General features: G+C 74.3%; 21 protein-coding genes and 1 riboswitch. Of the genes, 9 read left to right on the top strand and 12 right to left on the bottom strand.

Going from position 1 to position 22309, the window contains the following annotated elements; all coding sequences use genetic code 11:
• Window positions 1-259: 259 nt before the first annotated feature.
• Window positions 260-1525: a L,D-transpeptidase gene (locus D7I43_RS02855; RefSeq protein WP_120326787.1), complete on the bottom strand. Its 1266-nt coding sequence runs from the start codon at window positions 1523-1525 to the stop codon at window positions 260-262.
• Window positions 1526-2085: 560 nt separating this feature from the next.
• Between D7I43_RS02855 and D7I43_RS02850 the strand changes: the two genes are divergently transcribed.
• Window positions 2086-3048, top strand: coding sequence for a sugar phosphate isomerase/epimerase family protein (locus tag D7I43_RS02850; RefSeq protein WP_120326786.1), 963 nt, complete (start codon window positions 2086-2088; stop codon window positions 3046-3048).
• A 23-nt stretch (window positions 3049-3071) separates the two neighbouring features.
• Window positions 3072-5177 carry a PQQ-dependent sugar dehydrogenase gene (locus D7I43_RS02845; protein WP_192902047.1) on the top strand — a complete coding sequence of 702 codons (2106 nt, stop codon included), beginning with the start codon at window positions 3072-3074 and terminating at the stop codon, window positions 5175-5177.
• Window positions 5178-5282: 105 nt separating this feature from the next.
• Here the strand turns inward: D7I43_RS02845 and D7I43_RS02840 are convergent, their stop codons facing one another.
• From D7I43_RS02840 to pdhA, 3 genes are all read right to left on the bottom strand, one after another.
• The gene (locus D7I43_RS02840) at window positions 5283-6650 is read right to left on the bottom strand and encodes a dihydrolipoamide acetyltransferase family protein (protein WP_120326785.1); all 1368 of its coding nucleotides are present in this window, start codon (window positions 6648-6650) and stop codon (window positions 5283-5285) included.
• Between the two features lie 76 nt (window positions 6651-6726).
• Complete coding sequence (locus D7I43_RS02835) at window positions 6727-7749, bottom strand: alpha-ketoacid dehydrogenase subunit beta (RefSeq protein WP_192902059.1); 1023 nt, start codon at window positions 7747-7749, stop codon at window positions 6727-6729.
• Window positions 7746-8909, bottom strand: a complete 1164-nt coding sequence (pdhA, locus tag D7I43_RS02830; protein WP_120326783.1) for a pyruvate dehydrogenase (acetyl-transferring) E1 component subunit alpha — start codon at window positions 8907-8909, stop codon at window positions 7746-7748. The genes D7I43_RS02835 and pdhA overlap by 4 nt, the downstream gene beginning before the upstream one ends.
• Before the next feature lie 105 nt (window positions 8910-9014).
• Here pdhA and D7I43_RS02825 point away from each other — a divergent pair, with 105 nt between their 5' ends.
• Complete coding sequence (locus tag D7I43_RS02825; RefSeq protein WP_120326782.1) at window positions 9015-9521, top strand: Lrp/AsnC family transcriptional regulator; 507 nt, start codon at window positions 9015-9017, stop codon at window positions 9519-9521.
• 15 nt (window positions 9522-9536) lie between these two features.
• Here D7I43_RS02825 and D7I43_RS02820 read toward each other — a convergent pair whose 3' ends face one another.
• Together D7I43_RS02820 and D7I43_RS02815 are read right to left on the bottom strand one after the other, a co-directional pair.
• On the bottom strand, window positions 9537-10505 hold the full coding sequence (locus tag D7I43_RS02820) for a DNA polymerase domain-containing protein (RefSeq protein ID WP_120326781.1): 969 nt from the start codon (window positions 10503-10505) through the stop codon (window positions 9537-9539).
• Window positions 10506-10633: 128 nt separating this feature from the next.
• A complete protein-coding gene (locus D7I43_RS02815; RefSeq protein ID WP_120327068.1) occupies window positions 10634-10864 on the bottom strand; it encodes a hypothetical protein in 231 nt (76 codons plus the stop codon).
• A gap of 128 nt (window positions 10865-10992) precedes the next feature.
• Here D7I43_RS02815 and D7I43_RS02810 point away from each other — a divergent pair, with 128 nt between their 5' ends.
• The 5 genes from D7I43_RS02810 to D7I43_RS02790 all read left to right on the top strand — a co-directional run bounded on the left by D7I43_RS02810 (window position 10993) and on the right by D7I43_RS02790 (window position 16648).
• The gene (locus D7I43_RS02810; protein ID WP_120326780.1) at window positions 10993-11724 is read left to right on the top strand and encodes a histidine phosphatase family protein; all 732 of its coding nucleotides are present in this window, start codon (window positions 10993-10995) and stop codon (window positions 11722-11724) included.
• Window positions 11708-12577 carry an NAD(P)H-hydrate dehydratase gene (locus tag D7I43_RS02805; protein ID WP_120326779.1) on the top strand — a complete coding sequence of 290 codons (870 nt, stop codon included), beginning with the start codon at window positions 11708-11710 and terminating at the stop codon, window positions 12575-12577. Before D7I43_RS02810 ends, D7I43_RS02805 begins: the two co-directional genes overlap by 17 nt.
• Before the next feature lie 148 nt (window positions 12578-12725).
• On the top strand, window positions 12726-14213 hold the full coding sequence (locus tag D7I43_RS02800) for a S8 family peptidase (protein ID WP_120326778.1): 1488 nt from the start codon (window positions 12726-12728) through the stop codon (window positions 14211-14213).
• A 113-nt stretch (window positions 14214-14326) separates the two neighbouring features.
• Window positions 14327-14827, top strand: a complete 501-nt coding sequence (locus D7I43_RS02795; RefSeq protein ID WP_120326777.1) for a hemerythrin domain-containing protein — start codon at window positions 14327-14329, stop codon at window positions 14825-14827.
• 273 nt (window positions 14828-15100) lie between these two features.
• Window positions 15101-15190, top strand: a riboswitch (ZMP/ZTP riboswitch).
• A gap of 18 nt (window positions 15191-15208) precedes the next feature.
• The gene (locus tag D7I43_RS02790; protein WP_120326776.1) at window positions 15209-16648 is read left to right on the top strand and encodes a glycine hydroxymethyltransferase; all 1440 of its coding nucleotides are present in this window, start codon (window positions 15209-15211) and stop codon (window positions 16646-16648) included.
• Between the two features lie 194 nt (window positions 16649-16842).
• On the opposite strand, the gene D7I43_RS02785 is transcribed toward D7I43_RS02790, so the two are convergent.
• Window positions 16843-17103, bottom strand: coding sequence for a hypothetical protein (locus tag D7I43_RS02785; protein WP_120326775.1), 261 nt, complete (start codon window positions 17101-17103; stop codon window positions 16843-16845).
• A gap of 82 nt (window positions 17104-17185) precedes the next feature.
• A complete protein-coding gene (locus D7I43_RS02780; RefSeq protein WP_120326774.1) occupies window positions 17186-18301 on the bottom strand; it encodes an alpha-hydroxy acid oxidase in 1116 nt (371 codons plus the stop codon).
• A 154-nt stretch (window positions 18302-18455) separates the two neighbouring features.
• Here D7I43_RS02780 and D7I43_RS02775 point away from each other — a divergent pair, with 154 nt between their 5' ends.
• A complete protein-coding gene (locus D7I43_RS02775; protein ID WP_120326773.1) occupies window positions 18456-18860 on the top strand; it encodes an MmcQ/YjbR family DNA-binding protein in 405 nt (134 codons plus the stop codon).
• A 26-nt stretch (window positions 18861-18886) separates the two neighbouring features.
• On the opposite strand, the gene D7I43_RS02770 is transcribed toward D7I43_RS02775, so the two are convergent.
• From D7I43_RS02770 to D7I43_RS02755, 4 genes are all read right to left on the bottom strand, one after another.
• Complete coding sequence (locus D7I43_RS02770; protein WP_120327067.1) at window positions 18887-19360, bottom strand: SLOG cluster 4 domain-containing protein; 474 nt, start codon at window positions 19358-19360, stop codon at window positions 18887-18889.
• Between the two features lie 71 nt (window positions 19361-19431).
• Window positions 19432-19749, bottom strand: coding sequence for an antibiotic biosynthesis monooxygenase family protein (locus tag D7I43_RS02765; protein WP_120326772.1), 318 nt, complete (start codon window positions 19747-19749; stop codon window positions 19432-19434).
• The gene (locus tag D7I43_RS02760; RefSeq protein WP_120326771.1) at window positions 19742-20992 is read right to left on the bottom strand and encodes a beta-ketoacyl synthase N-terminal-like domain-containing protein; all 1251 of its coding nucleotides are present in this window, start codon (window positions 20990-20992) and stop codon (window positions 19742-19744) included. The genes D7I43_RS02765 and D7I43_RS02760 overlap by 8 nt, the downstream gene beginning before the upstream one ends.
• On the bottom strand, window positions 20989-22260 hold the full coding sequence (locus tag D7I43_RS02755; RefSeq protein ID WP_120327066.1) for a beta-ketoacyl-[acyl-carrier-protein] synthase family protein: 1272 nt from the start codon (window positions 22258-22260) through the stop codon (window positions 20989-20991). Before D7I43_RS02755 ends, D7I43_RS02760 begins: the two co-directional genes overlap by 4 nt.
• Window positions 22261-22309: the final 49 nt, after the last annotated feature.

Below are 22309 nucleotides of genomic sequence, written 5' to 3'. Positions count from 1 at the left end.
CCCCGACCACCGACGTTTCCGCCCATCCCGGGGAGTGATTCGGGGTACGCCCAGGGTCGTACCCGGGCAACCCCCGATCCACCTCAGGGACGGGTCCCGCACCCCGCCCCACCACCCCGTCGATCTTGCACTTCCGGCCCCCGGTTCGCACCTTTTCCGGCGTTCTGCCGGGGCAGAAAGTGCAAGATCGCGGGGATGAGGGCGGGCGGGCCGGCCCGCGGAGTGGGCGGGCCGGCCCGGTCGGTGTGCGCCGCGGTGGTCAGCCGCCGGTGACCGACGGGTGCGGGGCGGGCGAGCCACCCGCGACCGCGCCGGGGTGCGCCGGGCTGGCCGGCGCCGGTGCGAGACCGGCGGGCACCGGCAGGGCGCTGCCCTTGACGTACTCGGCCCAGCTGACGTTCCAGGCCGTCCAGCCGTTGCCCTCCGTCAGCGGCACCTCGGTGCCCTTGACCGTCACCAGGTCGCCGACCTGCGTGACGTTCATGAGCCAGTCGGCGGCCGCGGCGGAGACGTTCGTGCAACCGTGCGAGACGTTCGTGTTCCCCTGGTCGCCCTCGGACCACGGGGCGCCGTGGATGAACTCGCCACCCCAGGTGAGCCGCTGGGCGTCCTCGACGTCGACCACGTACGGGTCGGCCGAACCCCGGGTGTCGAACGTCGTGAACTGGTGCTTCTCCATGATCACCATCTTGCCGCTGGACGTCGGCGTGCTCGGCTTGCCGAGGCTGACCGGGATCTTGCGGATCGCCTTGCCGTCGCGCATGACCGTCATCTGCTTGGTGGCGTTGTCGATCTCCAGCGAGACCTGCCGGCCGATCGTGGACGTGGCCCTCCGGTCGGCGTCGCCGACGTACTCCTTGCCGATCGGCAGCCCCTCGAGCCCGGACCGGACGCTGATCTTCGTGCCGGGTCGCCAGAAATCGGGCGCCCGGTAATAGACCTGGCTACCGTCGGACACCCACGACCAGACGCCCGGCTGCGGTGGATCCGTCTTCACGAACAACCGGCGCTGCACGTCCGCCCTGGCCTCTTTCGGAATGGGCGGGTCGAAAGCGACCGTGACTGGCATCGCCGTGCCGTACGTCTGTTTGTCGGCGAAATAGAGAGTGCTGGTCACGGCCGGTCTGGTCGATTTCGGCGAGGTCGTGAACGTGATCGTCCGCGTGGTGGTCTTGCCGGAGTCACCGGTGGCCGTCACCTCGGCGGTGTAGGTCCGCTTCGGCGCCAGGGTGGTGCTCGGGACCCACCCCGACCCGTCCTCGCGCGGCTCGGCCTTGACCTCCTTGCCCTTGTCGTCCGTGATCCGCACCGAGGTGACCCGGCCGCCGGCCACCCGGGTGCCGATCTCGGCGCTGACCGGCACGTCCTTCGTCCTGTCCCCCGGCGTGACGGTGAGATCCGGCGGCGCGGCGTGCTTCGCCCCGTGCCCGTCCCCGGGTTTCGATTCGGAGGTACAGCCGACCAGGACCAGTGGAGTGGCCGCGACGGTTACTGCCAACAGCGTCAAACGCCGCCTCAACTTCATGATGCGTCCCCCCGTTTTCCGCTTCCCTGCGCCTCATTCTCTCCATCCCGCGTACGGCTCCCACGCAATTCGCGGAATAAGGGCGACGCAATTATGGGCGGCATGCGGACGCGTTGCGCCGAATGGCGTCGACCGCTCCGCCTCGCCCCGACTCGGACGGACCGTCGGCTACCGCCGTCGCCGGCCCGCCGCGACGGGACCGTCCCGTCCGCGCCCCGGCGCGCCGTGCCGGCCGGATTCGACCCACCCGCCCGTCCCCCGGCCGACGTGGGCCCCGGGCAACTTTTGTCAGCCCCAGCAAAAGTTCCGCCCTCCCCGCGGAACCTTTGCGCTCGACCGTCGACAACGGTACGGTGTCGAGCCAGATAGAAACTTGCCCATCGGTCGATCCGCTGCCCGCTTGCCGCCAGTGGCGCGCCCCGTGTGGGCCCGTCCCCTACCCGCACGCCGACCGCGGCGTCCGCCGGAGGCGCCCTCCGGCCGGTCCGGCGTGCCCGGGCGCGGCAGCGGGTCGACCCGGAACCGCCGGACGGCACGGTCCGGCAGGGAGGGACACCACCATGGAGCAGAGCACACGGCGGTCGGAGCCACCCGAGGCGTCCGAGCCGGTCAGCCGGCGCGGGGTGCTTCGCGCGGCGACCGTCTCGGCCGCGGCGGTCGGCGCCGCCGGGCTGTTCGGCGCCTCGGCCGCGTCCGCCTCGGGTGGATCGAGCCACGGCCGGGGCCGGCGACGGGTGCCGCTGGATCGGATCAGCATCCAGCTCTACACCCTGCGCGACCAACTCGCCGCCGACCTGCCCGGCACGCTCGCCGCGCTCCGGCGCATCGGTTACCGGCGGGTCGAGCACGCCGGCTTCGTCGGCCGGACGGCGGCCCAGTTCCGGGCCGCGCTGGACGCGGCCGGCCTGCGGGCCACCTCGGGTCACACCGGGATCCCGCAGCCCTTCGACGCCGACGCCTGGGAGCGCGCCCTCGCCGACGCGAACGTCGTGGGCTGCCGGAAGATCGTGCACCCGTGGTTCGGTCTGGACTCGGCCGGACAGCCGATCCGGGACCCGCAGGTCTACCGGGCCCTGGCCCGGGACCTGAACCGCGCGGGCCGCATGGCCGAGCGCGCCGGCCTGCAGTTCGGCTACCACAACCACCAGCTCGAGTTCGTCCCGCTGACCGACGGGCGGACGGGTTTCGAGATCCTCACCGGCGAGACCGACCCCCGCCTCGTCCACTTCGAACTCGACCTGTTCTGGGCCTGGCGCGGCGCGCGCGACCCGGTGGACCTCATCCACGCCAACCGGGGCCGGATCCGCCAGGTGCACGTCAAGGACATGGACACCAACGCCAGCTTCGCCGACCTCGGCGACGGCCTCATCGACTTCGGGCGGATCTTCGCCCACGAGCGGGAGGCCGGCATCGAGGAGTACATCGTGGAGCGCGACGACGCCGGCACCCCGCCGCGTACCCCCGCCGACGCCCTGGACACCGCCCGCGTCGGCTTCGACTACCTCGCGTCGCTCCGCTACTGACCACCGAGACTCGGGGGACCACCGTGAAGAAGAGGACCGCCATCCTGTCCGCCCTGGCGCTGGTCACGGCCGGGCTCGCCGCGCCCGCCGGGCCGGCCGCCGCCGCGCCCGCGCCCGCCGGCCCGCCGCCGGACTCCAGCTTCCAGAAGGTGACGCTCAACGACTACCCGGGCGAGCCGATGAGCCTCGCCGTCCTGCCCGACCTGCGTGTCCTGCACACCTCGCGCACCGGCGAGGTCCGCATCCACGACCCGCGCACCGGCCTGAACACCCTCGCCGCCGACATCCCCGTCTACGAGCACGACGAGGAGGGGCTCCAGGGCGTCGCCATCGACCCCGACTTCGCCCGCAACAAGTGGGTGTACCTGTACTACTCCCCGCCCATGGACACGCCGGTGGACGACCCGGCGACCCCGGACGTCAACGAGGGCGACGCGCCGCTGGTCGGCACCGAGGAGGACTGGGAACGGTTCCGCGGCGTGCTCCGGCTGTCCCGGTTCAAGCTCGAGGGGATGACGCTGAACCTCGCCTCCGAGCAGAAGATCATCGACGTCCCCGTCGACCGGGGGATCTGCTGCCACGTCGGCGGGCAGATCGAGTTCGACAGCAAGGGGAACCTCTACCTCTCCACCGGCGACGACACCAACCCGTTCTTCTCCGACGGCTACACCCCGATCGACGAGCGGGCCGACCGCAACCCGGCGTTCGACGCGCAGCGCACCTCGGCCAACACCAACGACCTGCGGGGCAAGCTGCTGCGGATCCGCGTCAAGCCGGGCGGCGGCTACTCGATCCCGCCCGGCAACCTGTTCAAACCGGGCACGCCGAAGACGCGCCCCGAGATCTACGCGATGGGGTTGCGCAACCCGTTCCGGTTCGCCGTCGACCGTCGTACCGACGACGTCTACCTGGCCGACTACTCCCCCGACGCCGGTTCGGCGAACCCGGACCGAGGGCCGGCGGGTCACGGCCGGTGGATGCTCGTGGACAAGCCGGCCAACTACGGCTGGCCGTACTGCGTCACGCCGACCATGCCGTACCGCGACTACGACTTCGCCACCGGCACGCCGGGTGCGTACTTCGACTGCCGGCGCCCGGTGAACGACTCGCCGCACAACACCGGTCAGCGCCGGCTCCCGCCGGTCGATGCGCCGCAGGTGTGGTACCCGTCCGCCGCCTCGGCCGAGTTCCCGCAGCTCGGCACCGGCGGGATCGGGCCGATGGCCGGCCCCGCGTACGACTACGACGGGCGCAGCACGTCGCGGACGAGGTGGCCGGCCTACTACGACGGGGTGCCGCTGTTCTACGAGTGGACCCGCGACTACATCAAGGAGTTCCGCCTCGACCGCCGGGGCGAGGTGCGCGACATCCGGCCGGTGGTCCCGTCGCTGGTCGTCGACAACCCGATGGACATGGAGTTCGGCCCGGACGGTGCGCTCTACGTCCTCGAGTACGGCGACGGCTACTTCGCCGAGAACCCGGACGCGCAACTGTCCCGGATCGACTTCGTGCGCGGCAACCACACCCCGATCCCGCGGATCAGCGCCGACCCGACGGCCGGCCAGGCGCCCCTCACGGTGCACTTCTCCAGCGCGGGCACCGTCGACCCGGACGGTGACCCGCTCCGCTACGCGTGGGACTTCGACGCCGACGGATCGGTGGACTCCACCGACCCGAACCCGACCTGGACCTACCGCGCGAACGGCCAGTACCAGCCCACGCTGAAGGTCACCGACCGCACCGGCCGGTCGGCCGCCGCCACGCTGCCGCTGCTGATCGGGCCGCGGGCGCCGATCGTCGAGTTCGTGACGCCGACCGCCGGGCAGCCGTTCGAGTTCGGGCAGACCGTCGCCTTCGAGGTACGGGTGACCGACGACCTGCCCGTGGACTGCGCCCGCGTCCGGGTGACGTACATCCTCGGCCACGACGAGCACGGCCACCCGCTCTCCTCGGCGACCGGGTGCAGCGGCACCATCACCACCTTCCTCGACGGCGGTCACGGTGGCGCCGACAACCTGCGCGCGGTCTTCGTGGCCGAGTACACCGACGCGCCGACCGAGCCCGGCGTCCCGCCGCAGACCGGCACCGCCGAGGTGGTGCTCACACCGACGGGCGGCAGCGCCGGCTGACCGTCACCGGCGGCGGTCGGGTGCGCCCGGCCGCCGCCCGCGGCACGACCGGGCATGCGACGGGGGCCGGCACCACACGGTGCCGGCCCCCGTGGCGTACGCCGGTCAGACGGCGGCGATGAGCAGCGCGGGCCGCTCGACGCAGTCGGCGACGTGCCGCAGGAAGCCCCCGGCGACCCCGCCGTCACAGACCCGGTGGTCGAAGGTGAGGCTGAGCTGCACCACCTTGCGGACCGCGAGCTGACCGTCGACCACCCACGGCTTGTCCACGATGCGCCCCACGCCGAGCAGCGCCGCCTCCGGGTGGTTGATGATCGGCGTGGAGCCGTCGACGCCGAACACCCCGTAGTTGTTCAACGTGAACGTGCCGCCGGTCAGCCGCGCCGGCGGCAGGGTGCCCGCCCGCGCCGCGGCCGTGGTGTCCGCCAGCTCGGCGGCGAGTTCCGTGGTGGTGAGCCGCTGCGCGTCGCGGATCACCGGGACGACCAGGCCCCGGTCGGTCTGCGCGGCGATGCCGAGGTGCACGCCCGCGGACTGGACGATCCGCTGGCCCTCGGTGTCCACCCGCGCGTTCAGCTGCGGGTAGCGGCGCAGCGCGGACAGGCAGATCCGGGCCAGCAGGGCCAGGATGCTGACGGGCTGCTCGGGCCGCGCGGCGTTGATCGCGGCACGCGTCTCCAGCAGGCCGGTGGCGTCCGCGTCGACCCAGATGGTCACCTCGGGGATCTCCCGGCGGCTGCGGGACAGCTTGTCGGCGATGACCTTGCGCACCCCGGTCAGCGGGACCACCACGTCCTCGGCGTCGGACGCGACCGGCGGCTGCGGCATCGCGGCCAGCCGGCCGGGCGTGGCGGCGGCCGCGGCCTCCACGTCGGCGCGGCGGATCACCCCGCCCGGCCCGGTGCCGGTCAGGGCGGCGAGGTCGAGGCCGTGCTCCCGGGCCAGCCGGCGGACGATCGGCGAGATGACCAGCGGGGCCAGCGTCGCGGTGCCGTTGGCGACGGCGACCGGTCCGGCGGCGGTCGCCGTCCCGGCGGACGGGCCGGACGCCGGCCGGGCCGCCGGGGCCGGGTCGGGGGCGACCGCGAGCCGGGGACGGCGACGGCGCCGCCCCGGCCCGTGCCCGGTGCCGTAGCCGATCAGGACGTTGCCCGAGCCCGCGCGCTCCTCCTCGCGGTAGGTGGCGTGCCCGGCGGGCTCCGGTCCGTCGCCGGACGCGGGCGCCGCGCCGTCCAGCGCCGCGATCGTGATGAGCGGCTGGCCGACCGGGCGGACCTCACCGGGGGCGCCGTGCAGCGCGACGACCCGTCCGGCGTACGGGCAGGGCACGTCGACGACGGCCTTGGCGGTCTCCACCTCCACCACGGTCTGGTCCACGGTGACCGTGTCGCCGACCGCGACCCGCCACTCGACGATCTCCGCCTCGGTGAGCCCCTCCCCGAGGTCCGGCAGCAGAAAAACACGCTCGCTCATGCCGCTGCCTCCCTCCGGTCGGCACCGCCACGAGACTCCACCGCACTGCGCTCCATGATTCGCTCGCTGCGCTCGCTCATGCCGCGCTGCCCTGGGTCGCCGGGAGCCAGCGCGGGTCCGGCTCGTCGTCCCACTGGAGGCGGGCGACGGCGTCGAGCACCCGGTCCACACCGGGCAGGTGGGTGTGCTCGAGCATCGGCGCCGGGTACGGGATGTCCAGCCCGGACACCCGCAGCACCGGGGCGTGCAGGGCGTGGAAGCAGCGCTCCTGCACCCGCGCCGCGATCTCGGCCCCGACACCGGCGAAGCCCTGCGCCTCCTGGATCACCACGCAGCGGCCGGTCCGGCGCACCGAGGCCGTCACCGTCTCGTCGTCGAACGGCACGATCGTGCGTACGTCGACGACCTCCAGGTCCCAGCCCTCCTCCCGGGCCGCCTCGGCGGCCTCCAGGGCGACGGGCACCGCCGGCCCGTACGCGACGAGCGTGGCGTCGCGGCCGGGCCGGCGCACGACGGCCCGGCCGAACGGCTCGGTACGCGCCGGCAGGTCGGCGTCGGCGCTGGAGAAGTAGAGCTTCTTCGGCTCCATGAAGACCACCGGGTCGGGGTCGGCGATCGCCTCGCGCAGCAGCGAGTACGCGTCGGCGACGGTGGCCGGCGTGACCACCTTGAGCCCGGGGGTGTGCGCGTAGTACGCCTCGCTGGAGTCGCAGTGGTGCTCGACGCCGCCGATGCCACCGGCGTACGGCACGCGGATGACGATCGGCACGCTGAGCGCCCCGCGGGTGCGGTTGCGCAGCTTCGCCACGTGCGAGGCGATCTGCTCGAACGCCGGGTACGCGAACGCGTCGAACTGCATCTCGACCACCGGGCGCAGCCCGGACATGGCCAGACCGACCGCGAAGCCGACGATGCCGGCCTCCGCGAGCGGGGTGTCGAAGCAGCGCTTGTCACCGAAGCGGGCCTGGAGGCCGTCGGTGATCCGGAAGACGCCGCCGAGCTGCCCGACGTCCTCGCCGAAGACGACCACGCGCTCGTCGTCGGCCATCGCGTCGGCCAGGGCGGCGTTGAGGGCCTTCGCCATGGTGGTGGCCATCAGGCGTCCCCCTCCCGCTCGGCGGCCAGCTCGGCGCGGACCTGCTCGCGCTGCTCGACGAGCTGCGGCGTCGGCTGCGCGTACACGTGGTCGAAGAGGCTGAGCGGGTCGACGGTCGGCTGCGCGTTCATCCGCTCGCGCAGCGCGGCCGCGTACGCCTCGGCCTCGGCGGCCACCGCGGCGACCGCGTCGTCGTCCAGCTCGCCGCGGGCGCGCAGGTACGTCTCCAGCCGGCTGATCGGATCCCGGTCGCGCCACGCCTCGACCTCGGCGCCGTCGCGGTAGCGGGTGGCGTCGTCGGCGTTGGTGTGCGGCTCCATCCGGTAGGTGTGCGCCTCGACGAGGAACGGCCCGTTGCCGGCGCGGGCGTGCGCCACGGCGCGGGTGAGCACGGCCAGCACGGCGACCGGGTCGTTGCCGTCGACCTGCTCGCTGGGCACGCCGTAGCCGACGCCCTTGTACGCGAGGCTCGGCGCGGCGGTCTGCCGGGACAGCGGCACGCTGATGGCGTACCGGTTGTTCTGCACGAAGTAGACCACCGGCGCCTTGAACACGGCCGCGAAGTTGATCCCCTCGTGGAAGTCGCCCTCGCTGGTGGCGCCGTCGCCGATGAAGGCCAGCGCCACGGTGTCCCGCCCCTGGTACGCCTCCCCGTAGGCGAGGCCGGCGGCGTGCACGCACTGGGTCGCGAGCGGGGTGCACTGCGGCGCGGTGCGGCGGGCGGCCGGGTCGTACCCGCAGTGCCAGTCGCCGCGCAGCAGGGTCAGCACCTCGACCGGGTCCAGGCCCCGGGACACCAGCGCCATCGACTCGCGGTAGGTCGGGAAGACCCAGTCGGTGTCGCGTACGGCGAGCATCGCACCCACCTGGCAGGCCTCCTGGCCGCGCGAGGAGGGGTAGACGGCCAGCCGGCCCTGCTTGGTGAGCGCGGTGGCCTGGGCGTCGAACCGGCGGCCCACGACCATCCGGCGGTACAGCTCGCGCAGGACGTCGGCGGGCGGCTCGGGGTAGTCGGCGCGGGCGGGCAGCGGCGTGCCGGCCGGGTCGAGCAGGCGGACCGGCTCGGCGTCCGGCAGGAGCGGACGGGCGGGGTCGGCCGGGGTGGCCGGCCGGCGACGGGTGCGCGGGGATGCCCTGCGGACCGCCTGGGGTGTGGTCGTCACGGCGGGACCTCCTGGACGTGTGGTGGACCTATGCTCCTGCCTGGCGGATGATTTGCTCAAGATCGGCCATGAACGTGGGACGAACGGCACGCGGAAGGGGCTGTGATGAGCCAGGAGACCGAAACGGAGGCGGCCCCCGCCGCGCCGGCGGGACGTTCGTCCCGCCCGCTCGACGAGGTGGACCGGAGGATCCTCGACGAGCTGGTCCGCGACGGCCGCACCTCGGTGCGCACCCTCGCCGAGCGGATCCACATCTCCCGCACCAACGCGTACGCCCGGGTCGAGCGGCTGGTCCGCGAGGGGGTGATCACCGGCTTCCGGGCCCAGGTGGCGCCCGAGCCGGCCGGGCTGGGCACCTCGGCGTACGTCGCGCTGACGATCGAGCAGAACACCTGGCGCGAGGTGTCCGCGCAGCTCGCGCAGGTGCGCTACATCGAGCACGCCGCGCTGCTCGGCGGCGACCACGACGTGCTGGCGCTGGTGCGGGCGCCGGACAACGCGGCGTTGCGCGACGTCGTGCTGGGCCGGATCCAGAGCATCCCCGGCGTGCTCAGCAGCCGCACCTGGCTGGTCTTCGAGGAGTTCGACGGGGCCCGCAGCCCCTGGGTGTGACGAGCGGAGGGACGCTCACCGCTCGGGCGGCGCCTCCAGACCCTCCCGGTCGGCCAGCTCCAGCAGGGGCTCCAGCGAGAAACGCTTCTCGTCGAGGCCGGCGTGCGGATCGCCGCGCTCGGCGAACCGGGCCGGCATGGAGACCACGTCGAAGTCCTCCGGCCGGGCGTCGTCCAGCTCGGCCCAGTCCAGCGGCGCCGACACCAGCGCCCGGGGCGTCGGCCGGATGGAGTACGCCGAGGCCATCGTGTGGTCACGGGACATCTGGTTGTAGTCGACGAAGACGGGCCGGTCGCGCTGCTCCCGCCACCAGGTGGTGGTGACCAGGTCCGGCAGGCGGCGCTGCATCTCCCGGCCCAGCGCGAGCACCGCCCGGCGGCAGTCCCCGAAGCTCCAGCGCGGCTCGATCGACAGGTAGACGTGCAGGCCCCGGCCGCCGGTGGTCTTCGGGTAGCCGGTCAGACCCAGCTCGGCGAGGAACGCCCGCACCTCGTGGGCCACCGGCACCACCTGGGCGAAGTCCACGCCCGGCATCGGGTCGAGGTCGATGCGGAGCTGGTCGGGGCGCTCCACGTCGGCCGCCGAGACCGGCCACGGGTGGAACCGCAGCGTGCCGAGGTTCGCCGCCCAGATCACCACGGCCAGCTCGCTCGGCGCGACCTCGTCGGCGGTGCGTCCGCTCGGGAAGGTGATGTGCGCGGTGCGCACCCAGTCGGGCGCGCCGGCCGGCAGCCGCTTCTGGTAGAAGGCGTCGCCGCGGTTGTCCTGCCGGGTGCCGATCTTCGCGCCCTCGAAGACGCCGCGCGGCCAGCGCTCCAGCATCGTCGGCCGGTCCCGCAGCGCGCGCAGGATGCCGTCACCCACGGCCAGGAAGTAGCGGACGACGTCCAGCTTGGTGAGGCCCCGCTCCGGGAAGTACGGCTTGTCCGGGCTGGAGACGCGGACCACCCGCTCCCCGACCCGGATCTCCTCCGCCCCCGCCACGCCTCACACCGTAGCGGTCGACGGGCTCCCGCGCGTACGCGAACAGGCCGGATGCCGGCGCGTCGGCCCGGCGGCCGGAGGTCAGCGGCCGGGCGGGCGCACCGCCCGCCCGGCCCGCGCACCCGTCCTCAGCGCTGTTCCTGCTGCATCCGGGCCATGAGCATCTGCTTGCCCTGGTCACCCGCCCGGCGGTTGTTGTCCTGGATCTTGCGGAACCAGTCGGCCAGTTCGCTGTCGCCGCGCTGCTCGGCGTCGGCGATGTACGTCTCCATCCGGTAGACGTGTTCCAGCGACATCTGCAACGTGCGGATGAGGTCGTAGTTCTTGTCCTTGACCGGGCTCTTCTGTTCCTTGGTCATGGTCGCCACGGCGCACCTCCCCTTCCTGCGTCTGGGCCGGGCGCTTACCCGGCCTCACCGCGATCACGCACCCGCCGGCCGGGCGGCGGGCGGTTATCCGGGGCAGGGCCGCGGGTAGGGGTTGCCGCATGGCGGAACTGGCGGGGCTCTGGATCGTCCGGCACGGCGAGAGCACGGCGAACGTGGCGGCGGCCCGCGCGGAGTCCGCCGGCGCCGAACTCATCGGCCTCGACCACCGCGACGCCGACGTGCCGCTCTCCCCCACCGGCGAGGAGCAGGCCCGCGCCACCGGCCGTTGGCTCGCCGCGCTGCCGCCGCGCCGCCGCCCGGACGTGGCGGTGACCTCGCCGTACCTGCGGGCGGTCCGCACCGCCGAGCTGGCGCTGGAGGACACCGGAGTCCCGCTCAGCCGCGACGAGCGGTTGCGCGACCGCGAGCTGGGCATCCTCGACGGCCTGACCCCGCACGGCGTACGCGCCCGCTACCCGGACGAGGAGGCGCGGCGGCGCCGGCTGGGCAAGTTCTACTACCGGCCGCCCGGCGGCGAGGCGTGGACCGACGTCGCGCTGCGGTTGCGCGCGCTCCTCGGCGACCTGCGCCGTGACCACCGCGGGCAGCGGGTGCTGCTCTTCGGCCACGACGCGCTGGTCTTCGTGCTCCGGTACCTCGTCGAGGGGTTGACCGAGGCGGAGCTCATGGCGCTCACCCGGCAGCACGTGATCGCCAACTGCGCGATCACCGGCTGGTCGGCCGACGACGACGGCCGGCTGCGCCTGGACGGCTTCAACGAGGTCGGCCACCTCCACCAGCAGGGCGCCCATCCGACACGGGAGGACGAGGTACGTGCCGAACCGATCTGAGCCGCGGGTCATCACCCCGGCCCTGCTGCGCGACTGGGCGTTGCCCGTACCCTCCGGCGGAAAGGAGAACCGCGGCACCGTGCTGGTGGTCGGCGGGTCCCGGTTCACCCCCGGCGCGGTGCTGCTGGCGGGCGTGGCCGCCCTGCGGGCCGGCGCCGGCGTGCTGCAACTGGCCGCCGCGGAGTCCACCGCCGCCGCGCTCAGCATCCAGGTGCCCGAGGCGCTCGTCGTGGGATTGCCGGAGACCAGGGACGGCGCGCTCGCCGGTGACCCGGGCGACCAGCTCGCCGCGCTGGTCGCCGAGGCGGACGTGGTCGCCCTCGGCCCGGGACTCAAGGAGATCGAGGAGACCGCGCGCCTGCTGCACCTCGTGCGCGACGCGGCCGGTCGGCGGACGGCGCTCGTGCTCGACGCGTACGCCCTCGGCGCGCTCAGCCACGAGCCGGACCTGCTGGTCGGCTCCGGCCGGCCGGTGGTGCTGACCCCCAACCTCACCGAGGCGCGGCACCTGCTCGGGCGCGACCCCGGCGACGACCTCGACGCCGACGCCGCGGAGCTGGCCGCCCGCCACGACGCGGTGGTCTCGCTCTACGGGCACATCGCCGCGCCCGACGGGCAGGGCTGGCGCGAGGAGAGCGGCGACGCCGGGCTGGGCACCTCCGGCAGCGGCGACGTGCGTTCCGGGCTCCTCGCCGGCCTGCTCTCCCGCGGCGCCGAGCCCGCGCAGGCCGCGTGCTGGGCGGCGTTCGCCCACGCGGTGAGCGGTCAGCGGCTCGTCCCCCGGTACGGCCGGATCGGTTTCCTGGCCCGCGAGCTGCTGGACGAGATCCCCCACACAATCGCCACCGTCTGACACGGATTCGCCCGACCGTCGCCGCGGTGTAACGCCGCGTCCACCTCCGGCGCTGTCCCAACGGAGGCGGCATCCTGCCCGTCTCCCGCCCGGTTGCCCCTGCCCAGGGGCACCCGAGCGGCGATGTACGGCCCCCTTGGGAGTCTGTGTGAAGGTGATCCGTCGCAAGACACTCGCCGCGGCGTCCGCGCTGACGCTCGGCATCGGTCTCGCCGTGACCGGAGGGCTGGCCCCGGCCGCCTCCGCCGCCGGCCCGGAGACCACCTACCTCGTCCTCGCCCCGCAGGGGGCGAAGACCGACCGGGCGGCAGCCCGGGTGGCCGCCGCCGACGGCACGGTGGTGGCCCGCTACGACCAGATCGGCGTGCTCGTGGCCCGCTCGGCGAACCCCCGCTTCACCACCGCCGTGGCCGGCGCCGGGGTCGACTCGGTCGCCGCCACCGCCGGCCTGGGCACCGCCCTGGAGGAGGGCGAAACCGTGGAGGTGCCGGCGGCCGACGCCGTCCGGACCACCGCGGACCCCACCGCCGAGCCGCTCTTCGCCCAGCAGTGGGACATGCCGATGATGCGGGTGCCGCAGGCGCACGCCGTCAACGCGGGCAGCCCGGACGTCGTCGTCGGCGTGTTGGACAGCGGGATCTCCAGCACGCACCCCGACCTGGCCAGCCAGATCGCCAAGGACAAGAGCGCGTCCTGCGTCGGTGGTGTCGCCGACACCACCGAGGCGGCCTGGAACCCCACCACGTCGGACCACGGCACGCACGTGGCCGGCACCATCGCCGCCGCCGTCAACGGCGTGGGCGTCACCGGCGTGGCGCCGGGCGTCAAGGTGGCCGCCGTGAAGGTGGTCAACGACGACGGCTACATCTTCCCGGAGGCGGCCGTCTGCGGCTTCATCTGGGCCGCCGAGCACGGCATGCAGGTGACCAACAACAGCTACTACATCGACCCGTGGGAGTTCAACTGCCGCAACGACGCGCGCCAGCGCCCGGTGTGGCAGGCCGTGCAGCGGGCCATCCGCTACTCGGCGAGCAAGGGCGTGCTGAACGTGGCGTCCGCCGGCAACTCCAACGTGGACCTGCAGCACAAGACGGTCGACGAGGGCAGCCCGAACAACGGCACCCCGGAGACCCGTGAGATCAACAGCGCCTGCCTCGACCTGCCGGCCGAGGCGCCGGGCGTGGTGACCGTCTCGGCGGTCGGCCCGACCGGGGAGAAGAGCTACTACTCCTCGTACGGGCAGGGTGTGGTCGAGGTGACGGCGCCCGGTGGCGACACCCGGTTCCGCACCCAGGGCGCCCGGTCCACCACCACCGACGCGATCCTGTCCACCACCTTCAACACCGCCACCCGCACCAACGGGTGGGGCTACAAGCAGGGCACCTCGATGTCCAGCCCGCACGTGGCCGGCGTCGCCGCCCTGGCGGTCTCCGCGCACCCCGGCATGAACCCCGGCCAGCTGGCCGCGTTCCTGCAGAACACCGCGGTCGCCAAGCCCTGCCCGGCGGGGGTCTACAACCCCGTGCCGCTGTTCTCGGCGGCGGACCCGCACCTGTACGACGCGACGTGCTCCGGCGGGGCCCGCAACGGGTTCTACGGCGCGGGCATGGTCGACGCGTACAACGTGGTGAGGTGACCACGACGCACCGATGACGGTGGGGCCCGGCGCGTCGTGCCGGGCCCCACCCGTTTCCGCACGTCACCGCCGGGGTACCGGACGACCACCCGACACACCTAGGAGGTCACCCGGTGTCCACCGATGCCATCGTCCTGCTCAAGGAGGACCACAAGGAGATGCGCCGCCTGTTCAAGGCGTTCCAGGACGCCGAGGAGGGCCCGGCGGACCAGCGGCAGAAGCTGGTCGGGCAGATCATCGAGGCGCTCACCGTGCACACCTACCTGGAGAACGAGGTGATGTACCCGGAGGTCCGCCGGCTCCTGCCGGACCTGGAGGACGACATCCTCGAGTCCTACGAGGAGCACCACGTGGCGGACGTGCTCTGCGCCGAGCTGTTCGCCATGGACGCCGAGGACGAGCACTTCAACGCCAAGACGACGGTGCTCATCGAGAACGTGCTGCACCACGTCGAGGAGGAGGAGCAGGAGTGGTTCCCCAAGGTGCGTGACGCGCTGGGCCGCAAGCAGCTCCAGGAGATCGGCGCGCGGATGATCGAGCTTCGCGACGACGCGCCGCGCAAGCCGTCGGACCCGAAGGCGGTCAAGAAGTCCCTCGACGCCGTGCGCGCCTGACGGCCGCGAACGGCACCGACGGGCCCGGCGACCGCCGGGCCCGTCGCCGTGCCGGGGGCTCCGGTGGCCGGGCCAGCTCGCCCAGCCGGGCTCGGCCGTCCGGCGGTGCTGTTCCGACGTGAGCCGGTCGGGCACGTCCTGCCGACCGCCGTGTGCACCCTAGTTCCGCCTCCGGCCGGCGCCACGTGCACCGGCACCGCCCCACCGCGGGTCGCGCCGCGCCCAACCCCCGGCGAGGTCGTCCGGGCCTCCGGCGGCCGGTTGGGTAGGATCGGGCCGGGCCGTTACTGGCGCGTGGGGATGGAGAACCATCGGGGAGCGGCCCCGTCACGAGGACGCATGCCGAGCGCCTGGGCCTTCCGTACGTGAGTAGGAGGTCGCATGTCGTCGCCGAATGCCGAGTCCACCGCCTTCCGCAGCGCGCTCGAGGTGATCCGCGCCGTCGAACCCCGGGTGGCCGACGCCATCGCCGCCGAGCTGGCCGACCAGCGCGAGTCGCTCAAGTTGATCGCCAGCGAGAACTACGCCTCCCCGGCGACCCTGCTCGCCATGGGCAACTGGTTCAGCGACAAGTACGCCGAGGGCACGGTGGGCCGCCGCTTCTACGCCGGCTGCCAGAACGTGGACACCGTCGAGGCGCTCGCCGCCGAGCACGCCCGCGAGCTGTTCGGCGCCGCCCACGCGTACGTCCAGCCGCACTCGGGCATCGACGCGAACCTCGTGGCGTTCTGGGCGGTGCTGGCCGACCGGGTGGAGGCCCCGGCGCTGAAGAGGGCGCAGGCGCGCCAGGTCAACGACCTCACCGAGGCGGACTGGTTCGCGCTGCGCCGCGAGCTGGGCAACCAGCGGATGCTCGGCATGTCGCTGGACGCCGGCGGCCACCTCACCCACGGCTTCCGCCCGAACATCTCGGGCAAGATGTTCGACCAGCGCAGCTACGGCACCGACCCGGCGACGGGCCTCATCGACTACGACAAGGTCGCCGAGGCGGCCCGCGAGTTCAAGCCGCTGATCCTGGTAGCCGGCTACTCGGCGTACCCCCGGAAGGTCAACTTCCGGATCATGCGGGAGATCGCCGACTCGGTGGGCGCCACCTTCATGGTGGACATGGCCCACTTCGCCGGCCTCGTGGCCGGCAAGGTCTTCACCGGCGACTTCGACCCGGTGCCGCACGCGCACATCGTCACCACGACCACCCACAAGTCGCTGCGCGGCCCGCGCGGCGGCATGGTGCTCTGCCAGCCGGAGCTGGCCGAGCAGGTGGACCGCGGCTGCCCCATGGTGCTCGGCGGCCCGCTGCCGCACGTGATGGCCGCCAAGGCGGTCGCGCTCGCCGAGGCTCGCCGCCCCGACTTCGCCGACTACGCCCAGCGGATCGTGGCCAACGCGCAGGCGCTCGCCGAGGGGCTGCTCCGCCGCGGCGCCACCCTCGTCACCGGCGGCACGGACAACCACCTGGCGATCATCGACGTCACCTCGTACGGGCTGACCGGTCGCCAGGCCGAGCAGGCGCTGCTGGACGCGGGCATCGTCACCAACCGCAACTCGGTCCCGCAGGACCCGAACGGCGCCTGGTACACCTCGGGCATCCGCATCGGCACCCCGGCCCTGACCACGCGGGGTCTCGGCACCGCCGAGATGGACACGATCGCCGAGCTGATCCACACCGTGCTGAGCCAGACCCGCCCCGGCGCGAACGCGGACGGCACCCCGTCGAAGGCCAAGTACGCGCTCGACGCGGCCGTCGCCGACAAGGTCAGCCGCCAGGCCAGCGAGCTGCTGACCGGCTTCCCCCTGTACCCGACGGTCGACCTGACCTGACCCGGCCCGACAGGCCCCGGGCTGGGGCCCGGGGCCTGGGGCCCGGGGCCTGTCGATCATGACGTTGGCGGGGTCCGGGAGCGCTCTCCCGCCCGTCAACCTCATGATCGACGGGGTGTGCGGGGGCGGCGGGCCGCCGGGGGCGCCGGGGGGCGGGCGCCGGCGGGTGGGTGGGTGGGCGCGGCGGGTGGGTGTCAGGCCAGGGGGCGCTTCAGGTGGTAGCGGTGCACCTCGGTGCTGCCCTGCACGTTGTTGACGTCCTCGGCGGCGGAGACCAGCTCCCAGCCCTCCCGGCCGACCCGGTTGAGGTGTGCGATCGCCGTGTCGCCGTAGGCGGTGACGTCCTTGCGGGAGCCGTCGGGGCCGTACCAGACGAACGACACGTGGAAATTGCGGCCCTGCCCCTGGTAGCGGCGGACCAGCAGGGCGTACTCCCAGGCAACCATGCCGCCCATTATGACCGTCCATCCAGGACGCCGGAACGGCGGCCGTCGCGCATTGCCATCGGGTGAACGCGGTGTGTCAGGCCGTGGCCGCTCAGCTGGTGACGAGGGTGCGCAGCTCGCGCGCCGAGGCCGGATCGGCGCACCCGGCCAGCGCGAGCGCGTCCCGCAGCTCGCCGGCGAGCAGGGCCAGCGCCTCCTCCGCGGCGGGCCGCCCGCCCGCCGCGAGGGCCCACAGCAGCGGCCGGCCGACGAGCACCCCGGCCGCGCCGAGGGCGAGCGCGCGCAGCACGTCGGTGCCACCGCGGACGCCGCTGTCGAGGAGCACCTCACACCGGTCACCCACGGCCTCGACGACCTCCGGCAGCATCGTGACGCTGGCCGGCGCCCCGTCGAGTTGCCGGCCGCCGTGGTTGGAGACCACCACCGCGTCCGCTCCCCGCGCCACGGCCTCCCGCGCGTCACGCGGGTCGAGCACCCCCTTGACCACCAGCGGCAGGTCGACCTGCTCACGCAGCCACGCGAGGTCGGCCCAGCGCAGCGCGGGGGCGAACACCGCCCCGGACCGCGCCGGGACCGGCGACACCCCGGGCGTGCCGAGGTGCGCCAGGTCGTCCCGGCCGTGGGGCAGGTTCGCGGCGACCACCTCGGCGGGCAGCCGGAACGCGTTGCGGAGGTCGCGGAAGCGCCGGCCGAGCACCGGGACGTCCACGGTGACGACCAGCGCCCGGCAGCCGGCGTCCCGGGCCCGCGCCAGCAGGTCGAGGACCAGCGAACGCTCCCGCAGCCAGTAGAGCTGGAACCAGACCTCCGCGCCGGTGGCGGCCACGTCCTCGACGGGGGTGCTGCTGAGCGTGCTGGCCAGGTAGGGAACGCCCGCCGTGGCCGCCGCCCCGGCCAGCGCCCGCTCGCCGTCGGGGTGCAGCAGCCGCTGGTACGCCATCGGCGCCACGCCCGCCGGCATCGCGTACGGGCGGCCGAGCAGGGGGGTAGTCAGGTCCGGCAGCTCCACCCCACACAGCATCCGGGGCAGGACCGCGACCCGGTCGAGGGCGGCGCGGTTCGCGGTGAGAGTCACCTCGGCGCCGCTGCCCCCGTTCACGTAGTCCCACACGTCGGCGGGCAGCACCGCCCGGGCGCGCGCGGCGAAGTCGGTCAGGCAGACCGGCGGCGTCTCGGCCGGCAGGTCGGTCACGGTCGGCTCACCCATCGGTCCCCCCGGGCCTCGGTCGAGGCAGGACCGTAGCCGCAGTCGACGCAGCCCGTCAATCGGCCCGACGGTGCGCCGGCGCCGACCGGGACGGCCCTCGCGGGTCGGCGAGCGGCGGGATCCCGACGGCGGCCGGGGGCCGTAGGCTGGGCGGATGGCCAGCTGGGACGACGTCCGCCGGATCGCCGCGAGCCTGCCGGAGACATCCGAGTACCCGTCGTACGACGGCCTGCCGGCGTGGCGGGTGCGGAACAAGCTGTTCGTGTGGGAGCGGCCGCTGCGCAAGCCGGACCTGGCCGCGCTCGGCGACGCGGCGCCGGACGGCCCGATCCTCGGCGCGCGGGTGCCCGACCTGGGCGCCAAGGAGGCGTTGCTCGCCGACGACCCCGACGTCTACTTCACCATCCCGCACCTCGACGGCTACCCGGCCGTGCTGGTCCGGCTCGACCGGATCGACACGACGGAGCTGACCGAGCTGATGGTCGAGGCGTGGTACGACCGGGCGCCGAAGCGGCTGGCCGCCGCCTACCGGGCGCAGAGCGACCCGTCGGCCGGATGACGCTCGCGCCGGCCGGCGGCCTCCGCTCAGTCCGGCAGCACCAGCCGTACGGCCTCCTCCGGGTTGGTCACCGGCACCGGCCCGGCGACCGCCGCGCCGCCGCCGTCGAACACCCGCCACCCGCCCAGCAGCACCACCGGCACGCCGCCCCGCCGCATGGCCAGCGCCACCTCGCTGAGAGTGCCCCAGGAGCCGCCCACGGCGATCACCGCGTCGGCGCTCCACACCAGCACCGCGTTGCGGGCCTGCCCCAGGTTGGTGCTGATCGTCACGGACACGTCGGCGGACGGGCCGGGGACGTTCCCGTCGTCGGGGCGTACGCCGACGACCAGGCCGCCGCGGGCGCGGGCGCCGGCGGCGACCGCGGCCATCACCCCGCCGCCGCCTCCGCAGAGGACGGTGGCACCCCGCTCGGCGAGCAGCTCACCGACACGGCGGGCCTGCGCCACCTCCGTGTCCGTCGCGTCCGCCGGCCCGCAGACCGCCACCTGGTACGCCACCGTCGGCACCACCCTTCCCGCGGGCCGACCCTACCGGCGGCCCGGCCGGACGTCGCGGCCGGCCGGGGCGCTCAGGCCGGGGTGGGGGTCTGTGCGTGAACGTGGAAGCGCAGCGAGCGGGCGTCGGTGAAGCACTCCCGCATGGGCCGGACCAGCTCCCGGTGCTCGGGGCTGCGCTCCCAGCTCTCGAAGTCGGCGAGGCTGGCCCACTCGCTGGTGATGAGCCACTGCTCCGGGTCGGCCGACGACCGGCACACCTGGTCGACGAGGTGCCCCGGCACCCCGCCGGCCACCTGGTGACGGATCGCCTCGTACGCGGCCAGGAACGCCTCGGTGCGCGCGGCCGGCACCCGGACCAGGAACACCACCCGCGCCCGCTGCTCAGCCATCCTCGTCCTCCCTCGCCGGCGCGGCCCCGCGCAGGACCAGCGCGCTGTTGTAGCCGTCGAAGCCCCGGGCGCACACGAGCGCCAGCCGGGTGCGGGGGCGGCGGTGCTCCCGCAGGAAGTCCAGCTCGCAGCCGGCGGCCACCTCGTCGGGGCCGGCCGAGGCGGGCAGGGTGTCGTGCCGGAACGCGAGCAGCGCGGTGGCCACGTCGAGCGCGGCGCCGCCCTGGTGCGCCCGGCCGGTGAGCGGCTTCGCGGTGCTGACCGGGGGCGGGCGGTCACCGAAGACGGCGCGCAGCGCGGTGGCCTCCGTGCGGTCGTACCGGGGCACGCCCAGCGCGTCGGGCAGCACGACGTCCACGTCCCCCGGCTCCACGCCGGCGCGGTCCAGGGCGAGCCGCATGGCCCGGGCGTACTGGACCGGGTCGCCGGCGCTCTCCGGGCCGGTGTGCGCGGCGTCGTGCGTGGCTCCCCACCCGGTCAGCTCGCCGTAGACGCGCGCGCCGCGGGCCAGCGCGTGTCCCAGCTCCTCGACGACGAAGACCGCCCCGCCCTCGGCCGGGACGTAGCCGCTCGCTGCGGCGTCGAACGGCCGGTACGCCCGCTCGGGGTCCGCGACGTCGCTGAGCAGCCCGTTCGCGAGCTGGCAGGTGAGGGCGTACGGGCTCAGCGGGCACTCGGTCCCCCCGGCGATCACCACCGGCGTGCCGCGGCGCACCGACCGGGCCGCGTGCGCGAGGCTGTCCAGCCCACCGGCCGCCTCGCTGACCAGCACCCCGCACGGCCCCTTGAACTGGTGGTGGATGGAGAGCTGGCCCACGCTGGCCGCGTAGAACCAGGCGATGGACTGGTACGCCCCGACGGTGCGCGTCGGCCCGCCCCACAGCCGTTGCAGCTCCCGCTGGCCGAACAGGTTGCCGCCGGAGGAGCTGGCCAGCGTGACCGCGTAGCCGTACGGGTCGGGTGAGCGGTCGGGCAGGCCGGCGTCGGCCAGGGCGAGCCGGGTGGCCGCGAACGCCAGGTGCGTCCACCGGTCGGTCTGCACGAGCCGGCGGTTCTCCGCGTACGCGGCGGCCTCGAAGCCGGGCACCTCCCCGGCGAGCCGGGTCGGGTAGCCGGCCGGGTCGAACAGGGTGATCGGGCCGGTGCGCCGGGTGCCGGCCAGCACCGTACGCCAGTGCGCGTCCGCGCCGATCCCGCTCGGCGCGACCACCCCGACGCCGGTGACCACCGCCCGGGCGGTCACGTGGCCGCCTTCGACAGACGACGGAAGATCATCGCGGACTGGAAGCCGCCGAAGCCGCTGCCCACCGAGAGGGCGACGTCGACGGGCAGCTCGCGCGCCTCGTTCGGCACGTAGTCCAGGTCGCACTCCGGGTCCCGGGTGGTCCAGTTGGCGGTGGGCGGCACGACGCCGAACTCGATGGCCAGCGCGCAGGCCGCCATCTCGATCGAGCCGATGGCGCCGAGCGAGTGCCCGACCATCGACTTGATCGAGCTGACCGGCACCCGGTACGCGACCTCGCCCAGCGCGCGCTTGAACGCGGCGGTCTCGTGCCGGTCGTTCTGCCGGGTGCCCGAACCGTGCGCGCTGATGTAGGAGACCTGCTCGGGGGCGAGCCGGGCCTGCCGCAGCGCCGCCGTGATGGCCAGCGCCATCTCCACGCCGTCGGGCCGCAGGCCGGTCATGTGGTAGCCGTTGCTGTGGCTCGCGTACCCGGCCACCTCGCAGTAGACGTGCGCGCCGCGCCGCCGGGCGTGCCCGGCCTCCTCCAGCACCAGCACGGCGGCGCCCTCGGCGAGGACGAACCCGTGCCGGTCGGCGTCGAACGGGCGCGAGGCGTGCGCCGGGTCGTCGTTGTCCGGGCTGGTCGCCTTGATGGCGTCGAACGAGGCGACGGTGACCGGCGAGATCGGCGAGTCGGCGGCGCCGGCCAGCACCACGTCCGCCTCGCCGTCGGCGATCAGCTGGTGGGCGTACCCGATGGCGTCGATGCCGGAGGTGCAGCCGGTGGAGACGACCTGGGCCGGGCCGTGCAGCCCGTGCCGGCAGGCCACGTCGGCGGCCAGGCTGCTGGGCACGAGCGCCTGGTAGAGGAACGGGCCACCGCGGCCGGGGTCGACGAGCCAGCGCCGGCCGGAGTCGCTGACCCTCACGTACGCCTGTTCCAGCGCCATGGTGCCGCCCACCGCCGTGCCGAGCACTACCCCGGCGCGGTCGCGTTCGGCGTCGGTGAGCGTGAGTCCGGCGTCGGCGAGCGCCTCGTCGGCGCAGGCGAGCGCGAACTGCACGTACCGGTCGGCGCGCCGCCGGTCGGCCGCCGTGAGCCCGGCGGCGACCGGGTCGAAGTCGCACTCGGCGGCGATGCGGGAGCGGAACGGCGACGGATCGAAGAACGTGATCCGCCGGGTCGCCGTGCGCCCCTCGGTGATCGACTTCCAGAACCGGTCGCGGGTGGCGCCGCCCGGGGCGACCACGCCGATCCCGGTCACCACCGTGCGGCGCCCGGTCACGACGCCACCCCGGTTCGCGGCCGCGGTGCCCGCCACCCCGGCTCACTCC

The sequence above is a fragment of the Micromonospora globbae genome (assembly GCF_003610785.1).
In the GTDB taxonomy this organism is placed as follows: Bacteria; Actinomycetota; Actinomycetes; order Mycobacteriales; family Micromonosporaceae; genus Micromonospora; species Micromonospora globbae.
The sequence above is the reverse complement of the archived record's forward strand: the minus strand, read 5'-3'. Positions and strand labels throughout refer to the sequence as shown.

What these genes read in the sequence shown, in the direction of transcription:
- D7I43_RS02855 (WP_120326787.1), bottom strand. Translation starts at nt 1,525, where the DNA reads ATGAAGTTGAGGCGGCGTTTGACGCTGTTGGCAGTAACCGTCGCGGCC.
- D7I43_RS02850 (WP_120326786.1), top strand. Translation starts at nt 2,086, where the DNA reads ATGGAGCAGAGCACACGGCGGTCGGAGCCACCCGAGGCGTCCGAGCCG.
- D7I43_RS02840 (WP_120326785.1), bottom strand. Translation starts at nt 6,650, where the DNA reads ATGAGCGAGCGTGTTTTTCTGCTGCCGGACCTCGGGGAGGGGCTCACC.
- D7I43_RS02825 (WP_120326782.1), top strand. Translation starts at nt 9,015, where the DNA reads ATGAGCCAGGAGACCGAAACGGAGGCGGCCCCCGCCGCGCCGGCGGGA.
- D7I43_RS02815 (WP_120327068.1), bottom strand. Translation starts at nt 10,864, where the DNA reads ATGACCAAGGAACAGAAGAGCCCGGTCAAGGACAAGAACTACGACCTC.
- D7I43_RS02810 (WP_120326780.1), top strand. Translation starts at nt 10,993, where the DNA reads ATGGCGGAACTGGCGGGGCTCTGGATCGTCCGGCACGGCGAGAGCACG.
- D7I43_RS02790 (WP_120326776.1), top strand. Translation starts at nt 15,209, where the DNA reads ATGTCGTCGCCGAATGCCGAGTCCACCGCCTTCCGCAGCGCGCTCGAG.
- D7I43_RS02785 (WP_120326775.1), bottom strand. Translation starts at nt 17,103, where the DNA reads ATGGGCGGCATGGTTGCCTGGGAGTACGCCCTGCTGGTCCGCCGCTAC.
- D7I43_RS02780 (WP_120326774.1), bottom strand. Translation starts at nt 18,301, where the DNA reads ATGGGTGAGCCGACCGTGACCGACCTGCCGGCCGAGACGCCGCCGGTC.
- D7I43_RS02775 (WP_120326773.1), top strand. Translation starts at nt 18,456, where the DNA reads ATGGCCAGCTGGGACGACGTCCGCCGGATCGCCGCGAGCCTGCCGGAG.
- D7I43_RS02765 (WP_120326772.1), bottom strand. Translation starts at nt 19,749, where the DNA reads ATGGCTGAGCAGCGGGCGCGGGTGGTGTTCCTGGTCCGGGTGCCGGCC.